A 22,402-nucleotide genomic window follows, 5' to 3' on the forward strand; every position below is an offset into this window, starting at 1 on the left:
GTACAGATCCCCGGAGCACTCACCGACATCGGCGCCGGCGCCGACGGCACCGTCTGGGGCGTCAACTCAGCCGGCAACATCTACCGCTACACCGGCGACCAGGACACCGGCCACTGGAAGCAGATCAGCGGCGCACTCAAGGCGATCGCAGCCGGCTCCCGCACCACGGTATGGGGCACGAACGCGGGCGGGAACATCTACCGCTACACGAACAACGACGCCAGCCCCTGGGTACAGATCCCCGGAGCACTCACCGACATCGGCGCCGGCGCCGACGGCACCGTCTGGGGCGTCAACTCAGCCGGCAACATCTACCGCTACACCGGCGACATCCCCGGCTGACCCGTTCGCCGACGAAGAGATCCATGCGCCGCGCCACGCCCCACCGGCACCGCGGCGCACCCCTCTCCCTGACCGGAGGATCAGACTCAGACCCACTCCACCTCGGAGACGATCTGCGGGACATCTCCAGGGCCCGGCAGCGGCGTTCTGAACACGACCGGCGGCGCCGGCGGGCGAGGACGTGGCGCACCGGCCGCAGCCAGCGCAGCGGCCACCGCGTCCTCGCTCACCCCCGCCAACGCCTCAACCACCCGGTCGAGCGCCTCGCTCACGTCAGTGCTCGTGACCGCTCGAAGCAGGCGCCTGACCAGCGTTCTTGACCGTCAACGGAAGCAACTTCTTGCCGGTCGGGCCGATCTGGATGGCCGTGTCCATCTGTGGGCAGACGCCGCAGTCGAAGCACGGGGTCCAGCGGCAGTCCTCGACCTCCGTCTCGTCGAGGGCGTCCTGCCAGTCCTCCCAGAGCCAGTCCTTGTCCAGGCCGGAGTCGAGGTGGTCCCAGGGGAGGACCTCCTCATAGGTGCGCTCACGGGTGGTGTACCAGTCGACGTCGACGCCGTAGGGCGCGAGCGCCTTGTCGGCGCAGGCCATCCAGCGGTCGTAGGAGAAGTGCTCGCGCCAGCCGTCGAAGCGGCCACCGTCGTCGTACACCGCGCGGATGACCGCGCCGATGCGGCGGTCGCCGCGGGACAGGAGGCCCTCGACGATGCCCGGCTTGCCGTCGTGGTAGCGGAAGCCGATGGAGCGGCCGTACTTCTTGTCGCCGCGGATCTTGTCGCGGAGCTTCTCCAGGCGCGCGTCCGTCTCCTCGGCGGACAGCTGCGGGGCCCACTGGAAGGGGGTGTGCGGCTTGGGGACGAAACCGCCGATCGAGACCGTGCAGCGGATGTCGTTCGAGCCCGAGACCTCGCGGCCCTTCCGGATGACGTGCGTCGCCATGTCGGCGATCTGCAGGACGTCGTCGTCGGTCTCCGTCGGCAGGCCGCACATGAAGTACAGCTTCACCTGGCGCCAGCCGTTGCCGTAGGCCGTGGCCACCGTACGGATCAGGTCGTCCTCCGAGACCATCTTGTTGATGACCCTGCGGATGCGCTCCGAGCCGCCCTCCGGGGCGAAGGTGAGGCCCGACCTGCGGCCGTTGCGGGTCAGCTCGTTCGCCAGGTCGATGTTGAAGGCGTCGACACGGGTGGAGGGGAGCGAGAGGCCGATCTTGTCTTCCTCGTAGCGGTCGGCCAGGCCCTTGGCGATGTCGCCGATCTCCGAGTGGTCCGCGGAGGACAGGGAGAGGAGGCCCACCTCCTCGAAGCCCGTTGCCTTCAGGCCCTTGTCGACCATTTCGCCGATGCCCGTGATCGAGCGCTCGCGGACCGGGCGGGTGATCATGCCGGCCTGGCAGAAGCGGCAGCCGCGGGTGCAGCCGCGGAAGATCTCCACCGACATGCGCTCGTGGACCGTCTCGGCCAGGGGCACGAGGGGCTGCTTGGGGTACGGCCATTCGTCGAGGTCCATGACCGTGTGCTTGGACACGCGCCACGGGACACCGCTCTTGTTCGGGACCACGCGGCCGATACGGCCGTCCGGCAGGTACTCGACGTCGTAGAACGCCGGGATGTACACCCCGCCCGTCTTCGCCAGGCGGAACAGGACCTCCTCGCGGCCGCCGGGGCGGCCCTCGGCCTTCCACTCGCGGATGATCCGGGTCATGTCGAGCACGGCCTGCTCGCCGTCGCCGATGACCGCCGCGTCGATGAAGCCGGCGATCGGCTCGGGGTTGAAGGCGGCGTGGCCGCCGGCCAGGACGATCGGGTCGCCGTCCGTGCGGTCCTTGGACTCCAGGGGGATTCCGGCGAGGTCCAGGGCGGTGAGCATGTTGGTGTAGCCCAGCTCCGTGGAGAAGCTGAGGCCGAACACGTCGAAGGCCTTCACCGGGCGGTGGGTGTCCACCGTGAACTGCGGGACGCCGTGCTCACGCATCAGCGCCTCCAGGTCCGGCCACACGCTGTAGGTGCGCTCGGCGAGGACGCCCTCCCGCTCGTTGAGGACCTCGTAGAGGATCTGGACGCCCTGGTTGGGCAGGCCGACCTCGTACGCGTCCGGGTACATGAGCGCCCAGCGGACGTCGCACTCGTCCCAGTCCTTGACGGTGGAGTTGAGCTCTCCACCGACGTACTGGATGGGCTTCTGCACATGCGGGAGCAGTGCTTCGAGCTGCGGGAACACCGACTCGGCGGCTTCGGCAGGCATCTCGCGAACCTTCGTGAGCTGACAGGGGTGACCATCAAGCGTAACCCGGCCGGGGCCCTCCCCCGTACGCTCAGCCGGTCGCCCCGGACCTGATCTCCTTCCACACCTCCGGCAGCTCCGCCTCCGCCCGTGCCGCCCGGGCCTCCTCGCGCCCGTACAGCACCCCGTATGTGAAGGTGCTCTCCCCCGCCGCGTGGGCCACCGCGGACAGCTCGCGCAGGGTCAGGCGGGTCATGACGCTGTCCTGGTGGTCGCCGAGGAGGGTGGTCAGGGACTTCATGGCCTTGGTGAGGGAGCCGGCCGGTTTTCCGAGGGCCGGTGTGGCCGCCTCGGCCGCGTAGCGGGTGCGCTTGGCCTTCTTGCGGGCCTCGTGCACGGCGACGTCGCGTTCCTCGCCCCGCGGGACGCCGATGGCCCGCTCGACCAGGGCGGACAGGGCCGCCAGGTCCTTGTCCATGGCCTTGGTGAGCACCTTTTCCGGCTTCTTCCCGGCGGCCTTGCGCAGCGGCGGGTCGGCGAGGAGCGCGTCCAGGGTGTCCAGCAGGGTCAGATAGCGGCGGGAGTCCAGCACGCCGGTCAGATGGGCCTGTGCACCGCCGCCGCGGGCCTCGGCCCAGGAGGCGAGGCGTTCGGGGGCCGGGCCGACGACGAGGTCGGGCGGGAGGGCGTCCAGGGCGACCGTCAGGCGTTCGGCCATCACCTCCTGGTCGCGGTCCACGCCCAGCTCGCCCGCGAGCCACTTCAGCTCGACCGCGACGGCGTCGGTGACGGTGCGGTCGAGGACGGAACGGAAGCTGCGCAGGGTGCTGCGGGCGCGGCGGGTGGCGACCCGCATACGGTGCACGGAGTCGGGCACGTCCCGGCGGACGGCGGGGTCGAGCTCGACGAGTACGTCCCGCTGGGCGCGCAGATAGGCCAGCACGTGGTCGCCGGCCGTCACCGGCGGTGCGGGCTTGCCCTTTCCACGGCGCCGTCCCCCTGTCTGTTTCAGGGCCCGGGCGAGCTTCGACGGTGACTTCGAGGGGCGCATGCCCGCCCGGCGCAGTCGTTTGTCGACCAGGTCCAGGAAGGCCGGGTCGCCGTCGTCGGCCAGTTCCACCTCGATCTCGGTCCACTGGGCGGTCCCGCCCGTCTCCCCGATCCGTTCGGCGGTCACGGCGTCGACGCTCGCCTCGGCCAGCAGGGTGCCGTCGGCGTCGACCAGGTGGCGCACGTCCCGGGCGGAGCGCAGCCGGACCAGCGGGACCAGCTCGGCGTCCCGGATCCGGGAACGGACCAGGGCGGCGATCTCGTCCGGGACGGTGTCGGAGAGCGGGGCCCGGATCTCGTCCCGTACGCCCGGTTCGACCGGGAACTTCAGATGCCAGCCGGCGTCCGAGCCTCCGGTGCGGCGACGCAGGGTGAGGGCGGCGGCGGCCAGGCGCTCGTCGGCGGTGTCGTAGTAGGTGGCGTCGAGCTCCACCAGGCCCTTGTCGAGGACGGCCGCCACTCCGCCGACGCCGGTCAGGTCGGGCAGCCCGCTGTCGTCGGACTCGTACTTGCGCTCGATCTCGCGTTTCGCATCCGCCATGGATCGAATCTAGTTGTCCGCGAGGTGGTACGGCAGGGGCAGTGCCGGGTGAATGGCCGGAAAACTCCCGTCATCCACCCGGTGAACGGCGCGCCGGGCGGCCCCCGCCGACCACCGGAGGCCTACGCCGACATGGGTCTTTGGACCTTGATCGACTGCAGCAGCCCCACGGCCACCCAGACCGCGAACATCGACGAGCCGCCGTACGACACGAACGGCAGCGGCAGACCGGTGACCGGCATGATGCCGAGGGTCATGCCGATGTTCTCGAAGGCCTGGAAGGCGAACCAGGCGACGATCCCGGCGGCCACGATCGTCCCGTACAGCTCGGTGGAGTCGCGGGCGATGCGGCAGGCCCGCCACAGCACCACGCCGAGCAGGAAGATGATGAAGCCGGCGCCGACGAAGCCCAGTTCCTCCCCCGCGACCGTGAAGACGAAGTCCGTCTGCTGCTCGGGCACGAACTGGCCGGTGGTCTGCGAGCCGTGGAAGAGTCCGGCTCCGGTCAGGCCGCCGGAGCCGATGGCGATACGGGCCTGGTTGGTGTTGTAGCCGACGCCCGCCGGGTCCAGGCCCGGGTTGGCGAACGCGGCGAAGCGGTTGATCTGGTACTGGTCCAGGATGTGCAGCTGCCAGATGGCGATGCACCCGATCACACCGGTGATGAGCAGGCCGAAGACCCAGCGGTTGGAGGCGCCGGAGGCGAGCAGCACGCCCAGGATGATGGCCACCATGGCGAGCACCGAGCCGAGGTCCGGCATGAGCAGCAGGATCAGGCACGGTACGGCCGCGAGGCCCAGGGACTGCGCCACCGTCCGGTGGTCCGGGTAGGGCTTGTCGCCCGCGTCCACCCGGGTCGCGAGCATCATCGCCATGCCCAGGATGATCGTCACCTTGAGGAACTCGGCGGGCTGGAGCGAGAAGCCGCCGATGACGAGCCAGTTGCGCTGGCCGTTGATGGTGGCGCCGAGCGGGGTGAGGACCACCAGGGCCAGCAGGACCGACAGGCCGTAGAGGATCGGCACGGCGTTGCGCAGGGCGCGGTGGCCCAGCCAGAGCGTGGCGAGCGTCAGGGCGAACCCGATGCCGAGGTTCATCAGGTGGCGTTCCAGGAAGAAGTACGGGTCGCCCTGGTTGATCTCGGTGCGGTTGCGGGTCGCCGAGAACACCAGCGCGGACCCGATCAGGGACAGCGCCATGGCGGCCAGCAGTATCGGCCAGTCGAGCCTGCGGGCCAGCGAGTCGCGGGCGAAGATCCTGGTCCAGCCGGCCCGCTCGGGGCCGTACCCGGAGACGGAGAAGCTGTTCGCGCCGGTCATGAGGGCATCCTCCGGCTTCCCCGCCCGGGGATCCTGCGTGGTCGCCTGCGGGTGTTGCGGTTGCCCGTGGTGGGCGAGGGCGAGGTGGCGGGCTGCTGGTCGCTGCCGTTGCTGGGGTTGTTCTGCTGGGAGGCCTCGGCGTCCTTCGCCGGGTCGCCGGCGACCTTCGGGGCCTCGATCGTGCCGTCGTTGCGGACCTTCGGCAGGCCCTTCTGCGGCTCGGGCAGCAGCGCCTTCTTGGTGTCGATGGAGCCGTCGCCATGGACGCCGTAGAGCGCGCTGTAGATGTTGCGCACGGCCTCACCGGCGGAACCGGAACCCGTACCGGCCTGGGAGATCGTCATGATCACCGAGTAGTCCTTGGAGTACGTGGCCAGCCAGCCGGTGGTCTGCTTGCCGTAGACCTCGGCGGTACCGGTCTTGCCGTGCAGCGTGATCTTGTCCTGCGGCCAGCCGTTGAACTTCCACGCGGCCGTACCGCGGGTGATGACGCCCGCGAACGCGTCGTCCATGCCCTTGAGAGTGGCCTGGCTGACCGGGAGCTTGCGCTCCGCCTTGGGCATGATCTCCTGGACGGTCTTGCCGTCGGCGCCGATGATCGCCTTGCCGATGGTCGGGGCGTACTCGGTGCCGCCGTTGGCGACGGCGCCGTAGATCATGGCCTCCTGGATCGGCGTGACGAGGGTGTCGCCCTGGCCGATGGAGTAGTTGATCTCGTCACCCTCGCGCATCTTGTTGCCTTCGAGGCAGTTCTCGTAGGCGATCCTCTCGACGTAGGAGCCGTCCTTCTTGCCGGACTTGCACCAGGCGTCCTTGTTGGCCTTCCAGTAGTCGAGCTTCCACTGGCGGTCGGGGACGCGGCCGGCGACCTCGTTGGGCAGGTCGATGCCGGTCTCCTTGCCGAGGCCGAACTGGTGGGCGGTCTTGAAGAACCAGTCCTTCGGCTGGCCCTTCTTGGGGTTGATGCCGCCGTCCTTCTTCCACTCGTTGTCGCCGAGGCCGTAGAAGACGGTGTCGCAGGAGACCTCCAGGGCGCGCCCCAGGGAGATGTCGCCGAAGTTCTCGCCCTCGAAGTTCTTGAAGACCTGGCCGCCGACGGAGTAGGAGCTGGTGCAGGGGTAGCCGCCGTCCCAGGCGTAGCCGGCCTGGACCGCGGCGGCCGTGGAGACCACCTTGAACGTCGAACCGGGGGCCGCCTGACCCTGTATGGCCCTGTTGAGCAGCGGGTAGTCGGAGTCCTTGCCGGTGAGGGCCTTGTAGTCCTTGGCGGAGATGCCGCCCACCCAGACGTTCGGGTCGTAGGTCGGGGCCGAGGCCATCGCGACGATCCGGCCGGTCTTGGCCTCCATGACGACGACGGCGCCGGAGTCGGCCTTGTAGTTCTCCTGGGTGATCTTGTCGTACTGCTGGCGGGCGGCCTTCATCGCCTTGTCCAGTTCGTACTCCGCGACGCGCTGGACCCGGGAGTCGATGCTGGTGACCAGGTTCGAGCCGGGCTCGGCGGAGTCCGACCTGGCCTTGCCGATGACCCGGCCGAGGTTGTCCACCTCGTAGCGGGTGACGCCGGCCTTGCCGCGCAGTTCCTTGTCGTACTCCCGCTCCAGGCCGGAGCGGCCGACCATGTCGGAGCGCAGATAGGGCGAGTCGGTGTCCTTGGCCTGCTGGATCTCGGCGTCGGTGACGGGCGAGAGATAGCCGAGGACCTGCGCGGTGTTGGAGTTGCCCGGGCCCGGGTAGCGGCGTACGGCCTCGGGCTCGGCGGTGATGCCGGGGAAGTCCTCGGCGCGCTCGCGGATCTGCAGGGCCTGCTTGGGCGTCGCCTTGTCGGTGATCGGGATCGGCTGGTACGGCGAGCCGTTCCAGCACGGTTTGGGGGTCTTGGCGTCGCACAGCCGGACCTTCTGGATGACGTCCGCGGGCTTCTCACCGAGGACGCCGGCCAGTTTGGTGAGGACCGCCTTGCCGTCGTCCTTCTGCTTGAGCAGGTCGGTGCGGGAGGCGGAGACGACCAGGCGGGTCTCGTTGTCCGCGAGGGGCACCCCGCGGGCGTCCAGGATGTCGCCCCGCACTGCGGGGTCGACGACCTGCTGGACGTGGTTGCCGGACGCCTCCTTCTGGTACTGGGCGCCCTCGCGGATCTGCAGGTACCAGAGCCGGCCGCCGAGCGTGCCGAGCAGGGAGAGGACGAGGATCTGGATCACGACGAGCCGGATCTGGACCCGTGGGGTCCGACCGGTCTCGGGGATGTTGGTCACTGCGGTTGCCTCCCCCTCTCAGTGCGCATGTGCGAGATCGCGTACGAATGATGAACGGCCAGTCTGTGAACCCGCGTTCCACGAAAGCTGACCCGTTGGAGTGAACTCCGCGGGTTCCTCGACCGCCTGACTCGCGCTCACAGCCGCTTGACCCCCTTGATCCGGCCGACCCGCGTGGAGCGGGTGCGGGCCTTGGCCTTCAGCGCGCCGAAGCCGCCGCGCTGGCTGCCGATGCGCAGGCCGGTGCCGGAGGAGAGCCAGCCGGTGGAGATGTCACCGGCCTTGGCGGCGGGGCCGGACTCGGTCAGCGGATCGTTGTCCGCGCGGCGGGCCAGCCACATGATGCCCGGGACCACGAACGGGGCGAGCAGCAGGTCGTACAGGGCCGCCGAGAACAGCAGCCCGGGCAGGCCGACATGGCGGGCCGCGGTGTCGCCGACGAGCGCGCCGACGCCCGCGTACAGCAGCGTGGAGCCGATGGCGGCGGCGACCACGACGGCCATCGGGCCGGTCGCCGACTTCAGGCGGCCGTTCTCCGGCCTGATGAGCCCGGCGAAGTATCCGGTGACGCACAGCACGAGGGCGTAGCGGCCGGCCGCGTGGTCGGCGGGCGGGGCCAGGTCGGCGAGCAGGCCGGCGCCGAAGCCGACGAGCGCGCCGCCCACATGGCCGTACACCATGGCGAGGCCGAGGACGGTGAGCAGCAGCAGGTCCGGGACGGCGCCCGGCAGATGCAGGCGGGCGAGGACGCTCACCTGGATCACCAGGGCCACGACGACCAGCGCGCTGGAGAGCAGGATCCGGTTGGGGCGCATGGAAAGTCAGCTCCTACTGCTGCTGGCCGGTCGTGTTGTTCGCGTTGGCCGAGGGGGTCACCGTGACGGTCACCGTCGGCGTCGGTACGGGCTTGGGTTTGGTCGGCAGGACCTCGTCGCGCGGGTCCTTCTTCGGGGCCTGGACGACCACGCCGACGATGTCGAGCTTGGTGAAGCCGACGTACGGGGTGACGTAGATCGTGCGGGTGAGGCCGCCGTTGGAGGGGTCGACGCGGGAGACCACGCCGACCGGCACGCCGGGCACGAACGGCCGGTCGGCCTCCGAGCCGAAGGTGACGAGCCGGTCGCCCTTCTTCACCTCCGCCTTGCCGTTGAGCAGTTCCACGCGCAGCGGGCGGTCGCCCTGCCCGGAGGCGAAGCCGAGTTCGTCGCTGCCCTCCAGGCGGGTGCCGACGGTGAAGTCGGGGTCGTTGGCGAGCAGCACGGTGGAGGTGTCCGGGCCGACGGTGGTGACGCGGCCGACCAGGCCGTCGCCGTTGAGTACGGTCATGTCGCGCTTGATGCCGTCGTTGGCGCCGGCGTCGATGGTGATGGTCCAGGAGAAGCCCTGAGCCGCTCCTATGGCGATGACCTGGGCGCCCTTGATGCCGTACTGGCCCTCGCCGGCGATCTTCAGCATCTTGTCGAGCTGGTTCAGCCTGCTGCGGTTGCGGTCGTCGCTGCCGAGTTTCGCCTTGAGGGCCGCGTTCTCCTTCTCCAGCAGGGCGAGCCGGTCGTGCCGGTTGCCGGAGTCCCGGATCGCGGAGACGGCGTTGCTGACCGGATTCACCGCCGAGGAAAGGCCGTTCTCGACGGGGCCGAACACCGCGGCCGCGGCCTGCCGGGCACCGTCGACCGGGGAGTTCCGGCCCCCGCGGATGTCGACCGTGATCAGCGCGAACGCGATGGCGATCAGCAGGACCAGGAGCAGCCGGCTCTCTTTCGTGTCCCTCACGTGCGGCGGCCGTGCCCTTCCTCAATAGGAATTCGGGAGCCCCTTTGCGGTGCGATGCGCGAAACGCAAACCCGAGGGGCCCATTTGGGGGAGCTTATGCCTCTATATCAACGATCCGCCGCACGAGAGGAGAACGTCTCGTACGGCGGAATCGAAGAGTTTCGTCATCTGCGCGGCTGGGCGTCCAGGACCTGCTGCAGCGCCTCGAACTCCTCGACGCACTTGCCGGAACCGAGCGCCACGCTGTCCAGCGGGTCCTCGGCGATGTGGATCGGCATGCCGGTCTCCCGGCGCAGCCGCTCGTCGAGCCCGCGCAACAGGGCTCCGCCGCCGGTCAGAACGATTCCTCGGTCCATGATGTCACCGGACAGTTCCGGCGGGCACTTGTCGAGGGTCGTCTTGACCGCGTCGACGATCGCGTTGACCGGCTCCTCGATCGCCTTGCGGACCTCGGCGGCCGAGATGACGACGGTCTTCGGCAGCCCGGACACCAGGTCCCGGCCACGGACTTCGGTGTGCTCGTCGGCGTCGAGGTCGTACGCCGAACCGATCGTGATCTTGATCTGTTCGGCCGTGCGCTCACCCAGCAGAAGGCTGTACTCCTTCTTGATGTACTGGATGATCGCGTTGTCCAGCTCGTCGCCCGCGACCCGGATGGACTGGGCGGTGACGATGCCGCCGAGCGAGATGACCGCGACCTCCGTGGTGCCGCCGCCGATGTCCACCACCATGTTGCCCGTGGCCTCGTGGACCGGCAGGCCGGAGCCGATGGCGGCCGCCATGGGCTCCTCGATGATGTGCACCTGGCGCGCACCCGCCTGGGAGGACGCCTCGATCACCGCGCGGCGCTCGACGCCCGTGATGCCCGAGGGCACACAGACGACGACCCGCGGCCGGGCGAGATACCGCCGCTTGTGGATCTTCAGGATGAAGTAGCGGAGCATCCGCTCGGTGATCTCGAAGTCGGCGATCACGCCGTCCTTCAGCGGGCGGACGGCCACGATGTTGCCCGGCGTCCGGCCGATCATCTTCTTCGCTTCGGCACCGACCGCGAGAATCCCACCCGTGTTGGTGTTGATCGCGACGACGGACGGCTCGTTGAGTACGATCCCGCGACCCCTGACGTACACCAGCGTGTTGGCGGTCCCGAGGTCGACAGCCATGTCACGGCCGATGAACGACATTGAGTTCCCCATCCGGATTCATCTGGCCTTCCCGAACTTTTGAGGGCATATCAGGTCGGCGAGGCGGGTGCTGTGACGTGAAGGCCTCCATCGTAAACGCGCCTGCACGAACACTGCGCGAGGGTCTCCGCCATTGTCACCAGATGGCGGCCCGCCCCGCTTGTGGAGACGGTCCAACGGAGGCACGCGTTCCCCCGAACGGCAATGCATATGCCAAGGGACGGCCGGAAATGTACGGCCGCCCCTGGTCATGCGCCACCGGACCGAGCTGACGCCCCCTCAGGAAATTTGATGAAAACTCTGCTCGCGGCCGACCGCGCGGCTCAGGCGCGGCCCGGGAAGAAGATCTTCACCTCGCGCTCGGCGGACTCCTCGGAGTCGGAGGCGTGGATCAGGTTCTCGCGGACGATCACACCGAAGTCGCCGCGGATGGAGCCCGGCGCGGCCGCGATCGGGTCGGTCGGACCGGCGAGCGCGCGCACACCCTCGATGACCCGCTCGCCCTCGACGATCAGCACGACGACCGGGCCGGAGGACATGAACTCGACCAGCGGCTCGTAGAACGGCTTGCCGACGTGCTCGGCGTAGTGCTGCTCCAGCGTGGCACGGTCCAGGGTGCGCAGCTCCAGCGCGGTGATCTGCCAGCCGGCCTTGCGCTCGATACGGCTGATGATCTCGCCGGTCAGGCCGCGACGGACGGCGTCGGGCTTGAGCAGGACGAGGGTGCGCTGGCTCACGGGAGGACTCCTTCTGACGGTCGTCTGCGGTGGTGGGACGAGGTTACAGGGCGTGCCGGGACGCCCGTTACGCAGCGTCAGGTGTGGACGGGCCGGACTCCGCCTCGGCGGCGAATCTGGCCTTCGCCTCGTCCACCTTTCTGCCGAAATGCACCGACGCCCACCACAGCGCCGCGAACACCGCGCCCATGAAGTACATGGTCGGGACGAAGACGCCGGAGACGATCAGCGCGAGCTGCAGGGCCCAGCCGAGGGCCACCCCGCCGGGCCGGGTCACCATGCCGCACAGCAGCACGCACAGCAGCATGGCGATGCCGCTGACCAGCCACACCGTGGAGACCGACAGGTTCGGGTCCTTCATGGCGACGAGCCCGGCGAAGCCGATGACGAAGAACTCGCCGATCAGTGTCGATGCACAGAGCGTACGCATCTTCGACTCTCAGCCCTTCCCCAGCAGCAGCCGGGCCTCGCCGACGGTGATGACGGAACCGGTGACGAGCACACCGCCGCCCGCGAACTCGCCCTCCTCCTCGGCCAGCGTGATCGCGGCCTCCAGGGCGTCCGGCAGCCGCGGTTCGACCTGCACCCGCTCCTCGCCGAACACCTCGACGGCGAGCGCGGCCAGCTCGTCCGCGTCCATGGCCCGGTGGCTGGAGTTCTGTGTGACGACGACCTCGGCGAAGATCGGCTCGAAGGCCTCCAGCAGCCCCCGCACGTTCTTGTCGCCGCTCGCGCCGACCACGCCGATCAGCCGGCTGAAGTCGAACGCCTCCTGCACCGCCTCGGCGGTCACCCGCGCGCCCGCCGGGTTGTGCGCGGCGTCCAGCACGATGGTCGGGGAGCGCCGTACGACCTCCATGCGGCCCGGCGAGGACACGGCCGCGAAGGCCTTGCGGACGGCGTCGATGTCCAGCGGCTCGGCGCGCTGCGCGCCGACGCCGAAGAACGCCTCGACGGCTGCGAGGGCCACGGCCGCGTTGTGCGCCTGGTGGGCGCCGTGCAGCGGAAGGTACACCTCGGGGTACTCGCCGCCGAGGCCGCGCAGGGTGAGCAGCTGCCCGCCGACGGCGACCTGCCGGGCGACGACCCCGAACTCCAGGCCCTCGCGGGCCACGGTGGCGTCCACCTCGACGGCCTTCTTCAGCAGCACCTGCGCCGCGTCGACGGGCTGCTGGGCCAGGATCACGGTCGCGTCCTGCTTGATGATCCCGCCCTTCTCACCTGCGATCTCCGCGGGCGTCTCGCCGAGGCGGTCGGTGTGGTCCAGGTCGATCGGGGTGATCACGGCGACGTCACCGTCGATGACGTTGGTGGCGTCCCAGGAGCCGCCCATGCCGACCTCGACGACGGCGACGTCCACGGGGGCGTCCGCGAAGGCGGCGTACGCCATGCCGGTGAGGACCTCGAAGAAGGACAGCCGGTACTCCTGCGAGGAGTCGACCATCTCGATGTACGGCTTGATGTCCTGGTACGTCTCGATGAACCGCTCGGCGGAGATCGGGGCGCCGTCCAGGCTGATCCGCTCGGTGATCGACTGCACGTGGGGGCTCGTGTAGCGGCCGGTGCGCAGCTCGAAGGCGCCGAGCAGGGCCTCGATCATGCGGGCGGTGGAGGTCTTGCCGTTGGTGCCCGTGATGTGGATCGAGGGGTACGAGCGCTGGGGCTCGCCTAGCACGTCCATCAGCGCGGAGATGCGGCTGACCGAGGGCTCCAGCTTGGTCTCGCCCCAGCGGGTGGCCAGCTCTGCCTCGACCTCGCGCAGGGCCTTGTCGACCTCCGGGTCCTCGGGCCGCGCGGGTACGTCTGCGTACGCCTGCCCGCCCTGGGTGCGCAGGGTGCGGCTGCCCGCCTCGATCACGGCGAGATCGGGGTCGCGGGTGGTCTCGGCCTCGATGATCTCGTCGAAGCTGTCGAGGGGGTCGGGCTGGTCGGTGCCGTTCGGGTCGCTCACGGGGCCCAGTCTACGGAGCGGCACCGACAAAGGATGCGGTGGCTTGGTGCGCCCATTGATTGGCGCGCCTGTTGAGGGGGTGGCTGGGATGTCGGGCGGGTGCGGGCCGCAGGTCGCTTCTCGCGCAGTTCCCCGCGCCCCTTGAGGGCGCTGAAGGCCCCCGGTGCCTCGAACGCACCGGGGGCCTTCAGTCGCGTAGGACTGCTTACGCCTGCGGCAGCTTCTCCAGCTGGGCCGTGATGCGGGCGATGTCCTCCTCGGCCTTGGACAGGCGCGTGCGGATCTTGTCCACCACCTGGTCCGGGGCCTTCGCGAGGAAGGCCTCGTTGCCGAGCTTGGCCGTGGCCTGCGACTTCTCCTTCTCGGCGGCGGCCAGGTCCTTGGCGAGGCGCTTGCGCTCGGCGGCCACGTCGATCGTGCCGGAGAGGTCGAGCGCGACCTCGGCGCCGGAGACCGGGAGGGTGGCGGTCGCCGTGAAGGAGTCGCCCTCCGGCTGGAGGCGCAGGAGCTGGCGGATGGCGGCCTCGTGCGGGGCGAGGTCCGTACCGTCGAGCGTCAGGCGGGCCGGGACGCGCTGGCCCGGCTGCAGGCCCTGGTCGGCGCGGAAGCGGCGGACCTCGGTGATGACCGACTGGAGGGTCTCGATCTCCCGCTCGGCGCCGGCGTCGCGGAAGCCGCTGTCCTTGGGCCACTCGGCGATGACGACGGACTCGCCGCCGGTGAGAGTGGTCCAGAGGGTCTCGGTCACGAACGGGACCACCGGGTGCAGCAGCTTCAGGGTGACGTCGAGGACCTCGCCCAGGACGCGCTTGCTGACCTCGGCCGGCTCGCCGCCCGCCTGGAAGACCGTCTTGGACAGCTCGACGTACCAGTCGAAGACCTCGTCCCACGCGAAGTGGAAGAGGGTGTCGGACAGCTTGGCGAACTGGAAGTCGTCGTAGTGGGCGTCGACTTCGGCCACGACCGAGTTCAGGCGGGAGAGGATCCAGCGGTCGGTCGCCGACATCTTCGCCGGGTCCGGCAGCTCGCCCTCCACCGTCGCGCCGTTCATCAGGGCGAAACGGGTGGCGTTCCAGATCTTGTTGGCGAAGTTGCGCGAGCCCTGGACCCAGTCCTCGCCGATCGGGACGTCGACACCGGGGTTCGCGCCACGGGCCAGGGTGAACCTGAGCGCGTCGCTGCCGTACTTGTCCATCCAGTCCAGCGGGTTGACCGCGTTGCCGAAGGACTTCGACATCTTCTTGCCGAACTGGTCGCGGACCATGCCGTGCAGGGCGATGGTGTGGAACGGCGGGGTGCCGTCCATCGCGTACAGGCCGAACATCATCATCCGGGCGACCCAGAAGAAGAGGATGTCGTAGCCGGTGACCAGGACGGAGTTCGGGTAGAACTTCGCGAGCGACTCGGTCTGTTCGGGCCAGCCGAGGGTGGAGAACGGCCACAGGCCGGAGGAGAACCAGGTGTCGAGGACGTCGGTGTCCTGGTGCCAGCCCTCGCCGGTCGGGGGTTCCTCGTCCGGGCCGACGCAGACGACCTCGCCGTCCGGGCCGTACCAGACGGGGATCCGGTGACCCCACCACAACTGCCGTGAGATGCACCAGTCGTGGAGGTTGTCGACCCAGTCGAAGTACCGCTTCTCCATTTCCTGCGGATGGATCTTGACGCGGCCGTCCCGGACGGCGTCGCCGGCGGCCTTCGCCAGCGGGCCGACCTTGACCCACCACTGCATCGACAGGCGCGGCTCGATGGTGGTCTTGCAGCGCGAGCAGTGGCCGACGGAGTGGACGTACGGCCGCTTCTCGGCGACGATCCGGCCCTCGGCGCGCAGCGCGGCGACGATCGCCGAGCGGGCCTCGAGCCGGTCCAGCCCCTGGAAGGGGCCGTGGGCGGTGATGACGGCGTGCTCGTCCATGACCGTGATGGACGGCAGGTCGTGCCGCTGGCCGATCTCGAAGTCGTTCGGGTCGTGGGCCGGGGTGACCTTGACGGCGCCGGTGCCGAACTCGGGGTCGACGTGGGTGTCCGCGACGACCGGGATGGAACGGTCGGTCAGCGGAAGCTTGATGAGCTTGCCGACGAGGTGCCTGTACCGCTCGTCGTCGGGGTGGACGGCGACGGCGGTGTCACCGAGCATCGTCTCGGCACGGGTGGTGGCGACGACGATGGTGTCGTCCCCGTCGCCGTACTTCATGGAGACGAGCTCGCCGTCGTCGTCCTGGTACTCGACCTCGATGTCGGAGATCGCGGTCAGACACCGGGGACACCAGTTGATGATGCGCTCGGCGCGGTAGATCAGCTCGTCGTCGTAGAGGCGCTTGAAGATGGTCTGGACGGCCTGGGACAGGCCCTCGTCCATGGTGAACCGCTCACGCGACCAGGCGACGCCGTCGCCGAGGCGCCGCATCTGGCCGCTGATCTGGCCGCCGGACTCGGCCTTCCACTGCCAGACGCGCTCGACGAACGCCTCACGCCCGAGGTCGTGCCGGGACTTTCCTTCCTTCCCCAGCTCGCGCTCGACGACGTTCTGCGTGGCGATACCGGCGTGGTCCATGCCGGGCTGCCACAGCGTCTCGTAGCCCTGCATGCGCTTACGGCGGGTGAGGGCGTCGATGAGGGTGTGCTCGAAGGCATGCCCGAGGTGCAGGCTGCCCGTGACGTTCGGCGGCGGGATGACGATGGTGTACGGCGGCTTGTCGCTCTTGGCGTCCGCCTCGAAGTAACCGCGCTCTACCCAGCGCTCGTACAGCGGGCCCTCTACATCGGCCGGCGCGTACTGGGTCGGCAGTTCGGAGTCGGGCGCGGGTGGCTGCTGCTGAGCGTTCTCGGTCACGGGGGTCAGTTTAGAGGTGTTACGGGGTGGTCCTGAAACGCGTTTGTTCTGTAACGGTGCGCCCCCCGGTGCCGTGCGTTTCCCGTCACTGGTCCAGGATGTCAAAACACATAAGCATCTGGAGGGGAACCCAGAGATGAGCAACAACCAGCCGGGCCCGTACGGCGGGCCGCCCCAGCAGCCGGGTCCGTACGGCCAGCAGGGGCAGCCTGGACCGTACGGCCAGCCGGGCCCCTACGGCCAGCCGGGCCCCTATGGCCAGCAGCCGCCGCAGGCCCCGCAGCCCGGCTACGGCTACCCCCAGCAGGCGCCTCCCGTCCCGCCGCAGCCGGGTTACGGCTACCCGCAGCAGGGCGTGCCGCCGCAGAACCCGTACGGCCAGCAGCCCCCGTACGGCCAGGCCCCCTACGGCGTGCCCCAGCCGCCGGCTCCGGGCGGAAGCAAGAAGAAGACCGGGCTGATCATCGGGGCGGTGGCCGTGGTGGCGGCCATCGGTGTCGGGGTGTACTTCGTCATCGGCGGAAGCGGGGCGTCCGGGCTCACCGACGACGGTCCCCACAAGCTGACGACGCCGGCGAAGGTGCTCGGCCAGTACAACCGGGCGACCAAGGACGGCGAGACCACCGACAGCAATTCGGACACCGTGAAGGACCTGCAGAAGAGCGGCGTGCAGAACGGCACGGCCGTCTTCGCCGCGTACTCGACGGCCGATCTCAGCCATTACAACCCGGAGGACCCCTCCACCGCGCCGAGCAAGACCGAGCTCCTGACGGCCAAGGGCCTGACCGTCGTCGGCGCCTACGGCAAGGTCGCCGATCCGAAGAAAGCCCTTGACGCGTTCTTCGCGGAGGTCAACAAGAGCTCCCAGAAGAACGACTCGTCCAGCGGTTCTTCGAGCAAGACCCAGTTCATCGGCGCACCCGAGTCGGTCGACATCGACGGCGCGGTCATGAAGTGCCAGGCAGCCAAGGGCACCGACCTGCTCACCCAGCAGCAGCAGACCAACTGGTTCTGCGCCTGGGCCGACTACAGCACCCTCGCCATGGTGTCGCCCGGTAACCACACGACGGGCACCACCAAGGACCTGGCGGTCGACCTGACCAAGAAGCTGCGCGCGGAGATCCGCGTCAAGGCCTGAGGCCGTACGCCCGACAGCGGAAGGGGCCCTGGTCGGTTGACCAGGGCCCCTTCCGCACATCTCGCAGACGATGAAGAGTCGTCAGAGTTCGCGACGGGCTTCAGCGGCATGCGCTTCCTTCACGCGTATGGCGAGAAGGCCGCGACAGCAGACGGCCCGGGTTGCCGGTTGTCCGGCGTACTGGCACGCCGCTCGCACCCTCGGCCCCGCGTTGTAGCCCTCGCCCGCCGGACAACGCGCGCACTCCGCAGGGGTCTTGGCGCTCGCAGGTGTGGCCGCAGCCAACGGCAGGACCCCTGCGGCTGCTGCCACGAGCAAAGCTCGCGCATGACACCACGGTGGCTGATGAGCCTGGCGTGATCTCCTTCGCAGATCGGCGAGAACTGACGGGGCCCGGCAGCGGCGAAGGCGCCCAGCAGCCTTGCCGGGCGCCTTCGCACGTGCTGCCTACGCCGACTTCTGCTCCCCGGACCCCCGCCCCCGCGCATCCCGCGGGATCAGCGTCGGGTTGACGTTGGACAGGACCACGTCAGCCGTGATGACCACGCGGGCGACGTCCTTGCGGGACGGGACCTCGTACATGACGCCCTGGAGGACTTCCTCCATGATGGCGCGCAGGCCACGGGCGCCGGTCTGGCGGAGGATGGCCTGGTCGGCGATGGCCTCCAGGGCCTCACGCTCGAAGTCCAGCTCCACGCCGTCGAGTTCGAAGAGCCGCTGGTACTGCTTGACCAGGGCGTTGCGGGGTTCCACCAGGATCTTGAGGAGCGCTTCGCGGTCCAGGTTGTGGACCGAGGTGATGACCGGGAGGCGGCCGATGAACTCCGGGATCATGCCGAACTTGACCAGGTCCTCCGGCATGACGTCCTCGAAGACGTCCTTGGCCTCCAGCTCGCGCTTGGAGAGGATCGTCGCGCCGAAGCCGATGCCCTTCGCGCCCGCGCGGGCCTCGATGATCTTCTCCAGGCCGGCGAAGGCGCCGCCCACGATGAACAGGACGTTCGTCGTGTCGATCTGGATGAACTCCTGGTGGGGGTGCTTGCGGCCGCCCTGCGGCGGGACGGAGGCCGTGGTGCCTTCGAGGATCTTCAGCAACGCCTGCTGGACGCCCTCGCCCGAGACGTCACGGGTGATCGAGGGGTTCTCGCTCTTCCTCGCCACCTTGTCGATCTCGTCGATGTAGATGATCCCGGTTTCGGCCTTCTTGACGTCGTAGTCCGCCGCCTGGATCAGTTTCAGGAGGATGTTCTCCACGTCCTCGCCGACATAGCCGGCCTCCGTGAGCGCCGTGGCGTCGGCGATCGCGAACGGCACGTTCAGCATGCGCGCCAGGGTCTGCGCGAGGAGGGTCTTGCCGGAGCCCGTGGGGCCCAGCAGGAGGATGTTGGACTTCGCCAGCTCGATGGCGTCGTCACGGCCGCCCGGGCCGCCGTTCTCTCCCGCCTGGACCCGCTTGTAGTGGTTGTACACCGCGACGGAGAGGGCCTTCTTCGCCGCCTCCTGGCCGACCACATAGCCCTCGAGGAACTCGTAGATCTCGCGGGGCTTGGGCAGCTCCTCCCAGCGCACCTCGCTGGTCTCCGCGAGCTCTTCCTCGATGATCTCGTTGCAGAGATCGATGCACTCGTCGCAGATGTACACACCGGGCCCTGCGATGAGCTTCTTGACCTGCTTCTGGCTCTTGCCGCAGAACGAGCACTTGAGCAGATCGCCGCCGTCACCGATGCGTGCCACGGTGTGCTTCCCCTTCGCCTGGGAGACGCCCGGACGCTTTCGAGTCCAGCGGCTCCTGGTGCTGCCTTATGTCGACGGTACCTTGCCGGGCCCCGTGTTCGGGCCCCCCTTGGCAGGGTTCACTTTGACGCGGACCCTGCCAAGAAGGGCCCAGAGTATGCCGTTCCGTCTCAGCGGACGGAGGCGTTGTTCAGCTTGCGGGTCGAGATGATCTGGTCGACGAGGCCGTACTGCAGCGCCTCCTCGGCCGTGAGGATCTTGTCGCGCTCGATGTCCTCGCGGATCTTCTCGATCGGCTGGTTCGAGTGCTTGGCCAGCATGTCCTCCAGCTGCTCACGCATCCGGGTGAACTCGTTGGCGATGATCTCCAGGTCGGAGAGCTGACCGCGGCCGGTGGAGCCCGCCGGCTGGTGGATCAGCACGCGCGAGTTCGGCAGGGCCATGCGCTTGCCGGGCGTACCGGCGGCGAGCAGGATGGCCGCCGCGGAGGCCGCCTGGCCCATGCAGACCGTCTGGATGTCGGGCTTCACGAACTGCATCGTGTCGTAGATCGCCGTCAGGGCGGTCATGTCGCCACCGGGGCTGTTGATGTAGATCGAGATGTCCCGGTCCGGGTCCATCGACTCCAGGCACAGCAGCTGCGCCATGACGTCGTTGGCGGAGGCGTCGTCGATCTGGACGCCCAGGAAGATCACGCGCTCCTCGAAGAGCTTCGCGTACGGGTCGTACTCGCGGATGCCCTGGGAGGTGCGCTCGACGAAGCGCGGGATGACGTAGCGGCTGTCGGGGCGGGGCCCTTCGTACATGCCGCTGGCGGCGCCGGGGAAGTTGCTCATGGGGTGTTCACCGTCCTGGTGGCGTTCTGGGGGCTGGGGTCGTGGCGGTGCTTGGCGCGGCCGGGCCGGTCAGGCACCGGTGCCGCCGCCTCCCGGAACACCCGAGGCGTGCGTGATGATCTCGTCAATGAGACCGTACTCCTTGGCCTCTTCCGGGGTGAACCAGCGGTCGCGGTCGCCGTCGCGGATGATCGTCTCGACGGACTGGCCGGAGTGCAGCGCGGTCAGCTCGGACATGGTCTTCTTCGTGCGCAGCAGGTACTGGGCCTGGATCTTGATGTCCGAGACCGTACCGCCCAGGCCCGCGGAGCCCTGGTGCATCATGATGTCGGTGTGCGGCAGGGCGAAGCGCTTGCCCGCGGTGCCGCCGGTGAGCAGGAACTGGCCCATCGAGGCCGCCATGCCCATGCCGATCGTGACCACGTCGTTCGGGATGTACTGCATGGTGTCGTAGATCGCCATGCCGGCCGTCACCGAGCCGCCGGGGCTGTTGATGTAGAGGTAGATGTCCTTGTCCGGATCGGCGGCGAGGAGCAGCAGCTGTGCGGTGATCTTGTTGGCGATGTCGTCGTCAACCTGCTGGCCGAGGAAGATGATCCGCTCGCCGAGCAGCCGGTTGTAGACCTGGTCGCCGAGGCCACCACCGATGGAAGGCTCGCCGGCGGCGGAGGGCATCAGATTCGTCACGTATCCACCTGCTCGTCTTGCGACGGCGCCGGGCCGTCTCATTGTTCTGCCTTTCATGGACCCTAACGCGAGGGTCCCTTCGGGGAATCCCGGAGATGGTGGTGTTCGCCGGGGGCGTAGCGGCTGCGCCGGGAGCCGGGTGCGGATCGTGGAGGGTAGTGCGGTTGTCGCCGGGCCGCGAGTGCGTGGGGGCTTGTCGCGCAGTTCCCCGCGCCCCTTGAGCGGGCACGCGCCCCCGGTACGGCAAACGGGCCCCGGGGAAAGTCCCCAGGGCCCGCTGTACGTGCCTTACAGGCGCCGTAGGGCCGGTCAGCCCTCGGCGTTCTCCTCGGAGGTCTCCGACGCCTCGGCGGCCTCGACCGTCTCGACGGCGGCCTCGGTCTCCTCCTCGTCGTCCAGGTCGACGATCTCGCCGTTGGTGTCCTTCACCGTGGCGGCCTCGACCACGACGGCCAGGGCCTTGCCGCGGGCGACCTCGCCGACCAGGAGCGGCACCTGGCCGCCCTCGACGACGGCCTGGGCGAACTGGTCGGGGGACATGCCGGAGGAGGCGGCGCGCCGCATGAGGTGCTCGGTGAGCTCCTCCTGGTTGACGTTGAGCTGCTCCTTCTTGACCAGCTCGTCCAGGACGAACTGGGTCTTGATGCCCTTGACCGCGGCGTCGCGGGTCTCGGTGTCGAACTCCTCGGCGGTCTTGCCCTGGATCTCCAGGTACTTGTCGAGGGTCAGACCCATCTGGCCGAGCTGGTGGTGCTCCAGGTTGTGCTTGCGGGTGTTGATCTCGTCCTCGAGCAGCTTCTCGGGGACCGGGACCTCGACCAGCTCGAGGAGCTTCTCCAGGACGCGCTCCTGGGCCTGGGTGGCCTGGTCGAACTGCTTCATGTTCGCGAGGCGCTTGCGGCTGTCGGCCTTGAGCTCGTCCAGGGTGTCGAACTCGGAGGCGAGCTGCGCGAACTCGTCGTCCAGCTCGGGCAGTTCACGGGCGGCGACCTGGGTGACCTTGACGGCGACCTCGGCCTCCTTGCCCGCGGCCGAGCCGCCCTTCAGCTCGGAGGTGAAGGTGGCCTCCTCGCCGGCGGACAGGCCCTTGACGGCGTCGTCGATGCCGTCGAGCAGCTCGCCGGAGCCGATGGTGTAGGAGACGCCGTTGGCGATGCCGTCCTCGAGGACCTCGCCGTCGACCTTGGCCTCCAGGTCGATGGTGACGACGTCGCCGTCCTCGGCGGCGCGCTCGACCGGGGAGGTGGAGGCGAAGCGCTCGCGCAGCTGCTCGACCGACTTCTCGACGTCCTCGTCGGTGACCTCGACGGCGTCGACCTCGACCTCGATGCCGGAGTAGTCCGGGATCTCCAGGGCCGGGCGGATGTCGACCTCGGCGGTGAAGTTCAGCGTCTCGCCGTCCTTCAGCTCGGTGATGTCGACCTCGGGCTGGCCCAGCGGGCTGAGCTCGGCCTCGTTGACCGCCTCGGTGTAGAACTTCGGAAGCGCGTCGTTGACGGCCTCCTCCAGCACGGCGCCACGACCGAACCGCTGGTCGATGACCCGGGCGGGGATCTTGCCCTTGCGGAAGCCCTTCACCGTGACCTGCTGGTTGATCTTCTTGTACGCCGCGTCGAGGCTGTCCTTGAGCTCCTCGAAGGGCACCTCGACAGTGAGCCGAACCCGGGTCGGGTTCAGGGTCTCCACGGCGCTCTTCACGGTTCGGTCTCCTTGTGGCTGACTTCTTGGATTCTGCCGGAGCCAGACTGGTCCGGCGGATTCGCCGCCCGGAGGAGTTCGTAGGCCGAGTGGGCCGGGACACACGG

General features: G+C 69.1%; 18 protein-coding genes. 2 read left to right on the forward strand and 16 right to left on the reverse strand.

Annotated elements, in window-relative coordinates; genetic code table 11:
* A partial coding sequence (locus ACWGJ5_RS30315) for a tectonin domain-containing protein (protein ID WP_453312828.1) occupies window positions 1-342 on the forward strand: 342 nt, incomplete at its 5' end.
* Between the two features lie 86 nt (window positions 343-428).
* On the opposite strand, the gene ACWGJ5_RS30320 is transcribed toward ACWGJ5_RS30315, so the two are convergent.
* From ACWGJ5_RS30320 to ACWGJ5_RS30375, 12 genes are all read right to left on the reverse strand, one after another.
* Window positions 429-614 carry a hypothetical protein gene (locus ACWGJ5_RS30320; protein ID WP_453312829.1) on the reverse strand — a complete coding sequence of 62 codons (186 nt, stop codon included), beginning with the start codon at window positions 612-614 and terminating at the stop codon, window positions 429-431.
* Window position 615: 1 nt separating this feature from the next.
* Window positions 616-2,586 carry a TIGR03960 family B12-binding radical SAM protein gene (locus tag ACWGJ5_RS30325; RefSeq protein ID WP_453312830.1) on the reverse strand — a complete coding sequence of 657 codons (1,971 nt, stop codon included), beginning with the start codon at window positions 2,584-2,586 and terminating at the stop codon, window positions 616-618.
* A 70-nt stretch (window positions 2,587-2,656) separates the two neighbouring features.
* The gene (locus ACWGJ5_RS30330) at window positions 2,657-4,156 is read right to left on the reverse strand and encodes a CYTH and CHAD domain-containing protein (protein WP_453312831.1); all 1,500 of its coding nucleotides are present in this window, start codon (window positions 4,154-4,156) and stop codon (window positions 2,657-2,659) included.
* A gap of 122 nt (window positions 4,157-4,278) precedes the next feature.
* Window positions 4,279-5,475 (reverse strand): rod shape-determining protein RodA, encoded by a 1,197-nt coding sequence (gene rodA / locus ACWGJ5_RS30335; RefSeq protein ID WP_453312832.1) that lies wholly within the window; start codon window positions 5,473-5,475, stop codon window positions 4,279-4,281.
* Window positions 5,472-7,730, reverse strand: a complete 2,259-nt coding sequence (gene mrdA / locus ACWGJ5_RS30340; protein WP_453312833.1) for a penicillin-binding protein 2 — start codon at window positions 7,728-7,730, stop codon at window positions 5,472-5,474. Before mrdA ends, rodA begins: the two co-directional genes overlap by 4 nt.
* A 137-nt stretch (window positions 7,731-7,867) precedes the next feature.
* Window positions 7,868-8,545: a rod shape-determining protein MreD gene (gene mreD, locus ACWGJ5_RS30345; RefSeq protein WP_453312834.1), complete on the reverse strand. Its 678-nt coding sequence runs from the start codon at window positions 8,543-8,545 to the stop codon at window positions 7,868-7,870.
* A 13-nt stretch (window positions 8,546-8,558) separates the two neighbouring features.
* Window positions 8,559-9,500, reverse strand: coding sequence for a rod shape-determining protein MreC (gene mreC, locus ACWGJ5_RS30350; protein WP_453312835.1), 942 nt, complete (start codon window positions 9,498-9,500; stop codon window positions 8,559-8,561).
* 164 nt (window positions 9,501-9,664) lie between these two features.
* Window positions 9,665-10,684 (reverse strand): rod shape-determining protein, encoded by a 1,020-nt coding sequence (locus ACWGJ5_RS30355; RefSeq protein WP_031158632.1) that lies wholly within the window; start codon window positions 10,682-10,684, stop codon window positions 9,665-9,667.
* Between the two features lie 323 nt (window positions 10,685-11,007).
* Entirely contained in the window at window positions 11,008-11,421 is a 414-nt protein-coding gene (gene ndk / locus ACWGJ5_RS30360; protein WP_228625078.1) for a nucleoside-diphosphate kinase, read from the reverse strand.
* Window positions 11,422-11,488: 67 nt separating this feature from the next.
* Window positions 11,489-11,851, reverse strand: coding sequence for a DUF4233 domain-containing protein (locus ACWGJ5_RS30365; protein ID WP_228625080.1), 363 nt, complete (start codon window positions 11,849-11,851; stop codon window positions 11,489-11,491).
* A 9-nt stretch (window positions 11,852-11,860) separates the two neighbouring features.
* Window positions 11,861-13,372, reverse strand: coding sequence for a bifunctional tetrahydrofolate synthase/dihydrofolate synthase (gene folC / locus ACWGJ5_RS30370; protein ID WP_453312836.1), 1,512 nt, complete (start codon window positions 13,370-13,372; stop codon window positions 11,861-11,863).
* A gap of 205 nt (window positions 13,373-13,577) precedes the next feature.
* The gene (locus tag ACWGJ5_RS30375; protein ID WP_453312837.1) at window positions 13,578-16,202 is read right to left on the reverse strand and encodes a valine--tRNA ligase; all 2,625 of its coding nucleotides are present in this window, start codon (window positions 16,200-16,202) and stop codon (window positions 13,578-13,580) included.
* Between the two features lie 136 nt (window positions 16,203-16,338).
* On the opposite strand from ACWGJ5_RS30375, the gene ACWGJ5_RS30380 reads away from it, so the two are divergent.
* Window positions 16,339-17,340: a hypothetical protein gene (locus tag ACWGJ5_RS30380; RefSeq protein WP_453312838.1), complete on the forward strand. Its 1,002-nt coding sequence runs from the start codon at window positions 16,339-16,341 to the stop codon at window positions 17,338-17,340.
* Between the two features lie 447 nt (window positions 17,341-17,787).
* Here the strand turns inward: ACWGJ5_RS30380 and clpX are convergent, their stop codons facing one another.
* The 4 genes from clpX to tig form a co-directional block, all read right to left on the reverse strand.
* On the reverse strand, window positions 17,788-19,074 hold the full coding sequence (clpX, locus tag ACWGJ5_RS30385; protein WP_208900879.1) for an ATP-dependent Clp protease ATP-binding subunit ClpX: 1,287 nt from the start codon (window positions 19,072-19,074) through the stop codon (window positions 17,788-17,790).
* Between the two features lie 170 nt (window positions 19,075-19,244).
* Window positions 19,245-19,910: an ATP-dependent Clp protease proteolytic subunit gene (locus ACWGJ5_RS30390; protein WP_453312839.1), complete on the reverse strand. Its 666-nt coding sequence runs from the start codon at window positions 19,908-19,910 to the stop codon at window positions 19,245-19,247.
* 69 nt (window positions 19,911-19,979) lie between these two features.
* Entirely contained in the window at window positions 19,980-20,585 is a 606-nt protein-coding gene (locus ACWGJ5_RS30395) for an ATP-dependent Clp protease proteolytic subunit (protein ID WP_351615198.1), read from the reverse strand.
* A gap of 321 nt (window positions 20,586-20,906) precedes the next feature.
* Window positions 20,907-22,295 carry a trigger factor gene (gene tig / locus ACWGJ5_RS30400; protein WP_453312840.1) on the reverse strand — a complete coding sequence of 463 codons (1,389 nt, stop codon included), beginning with the start codon at window positions 22,293-22,295 and terminating at the stop codon, window positions 20,907-20,909.
* Between the last annotated feature and the right edge of the window lie 107 nt (window positions 22,296-22,402).

It is taken from the genome of Streptomyces sp. NPDC054783, assembly GCF_053611725.1.

What these genes read in the sequence shown, in the direction of transcription:
- ACWGJ5_RS30365 (WP_228625080.1), bottom strand. Translation starts at nt 11,851, where the DNA reads ATGCGTACGCTCTGTGCATCGACACTGATCGGCGAGTTCTTCGTCATC.
- ACWGJ5_RS30390 (WP_453312839.1), bottom strand. Translation starts at nt 19,910, where the DNA reads ATGAGCAACTTCCCCGGCGCCGCCAGCGGCATGTACGAAGGGCCCCGC.
- ACWGJ5_RS30380 (WP_453312838.1), top strand. Translation starts at nt 16,339, where the DNA reads ATGAGCAACAACCAGCCGGGCCCGTACGGCGGGCCGCCCCAGCAGCCG.
- mreD (WP_453312834.1), bottom strand. Translation starts at nt 8,545, where the DNA reads ATGCGCCCCAACCGGATCCTGCTCTCCAGCGCGCTGGTCGTCGTGGCC.
- ACWGJ5_RS30355 (WP_031158632.1), bottom strand. Translation starts at nt 10,684, where the DNA reads ATGTCGTTCATCGGCCGTGACATGGCTGTCGACCTCGGGACCGCCAAC.
- ACWGJ5_RS30325 (WP_453312830.1), bottom strand. Translation starts at nt 2,586, where the DNA reads ATGCCTGCCGAAGCCGCCGAGTCGGTGTTCCCGCAGCTCGAAGCACTG.
- ACWGJ5_RS30395 (WP_351615198.1), bottom strand. Translation starts at nt 20,585, where the DNA reads ATGCCCTCCGCCGCCGGCGAGCCTTCCATCGGTGGTGGCCTCGGCGAC.
- ACWGJ5_RS30330 (WP_453312831.1), bottom strand. Translation starts at nt 4,156, where the DNA reads ATGGCGGATGCGAAACGCGAGATCGAGCGCAAGTACGAGTCCGACGAC.
- rodA (WP_453312832.1), bottom strand. Translation starts at nt 5,475, where the DNA reads ATGACCGGCGCGAACAGCTTCTCCGTCTCCGGGTACGGCCCCGAGCGG.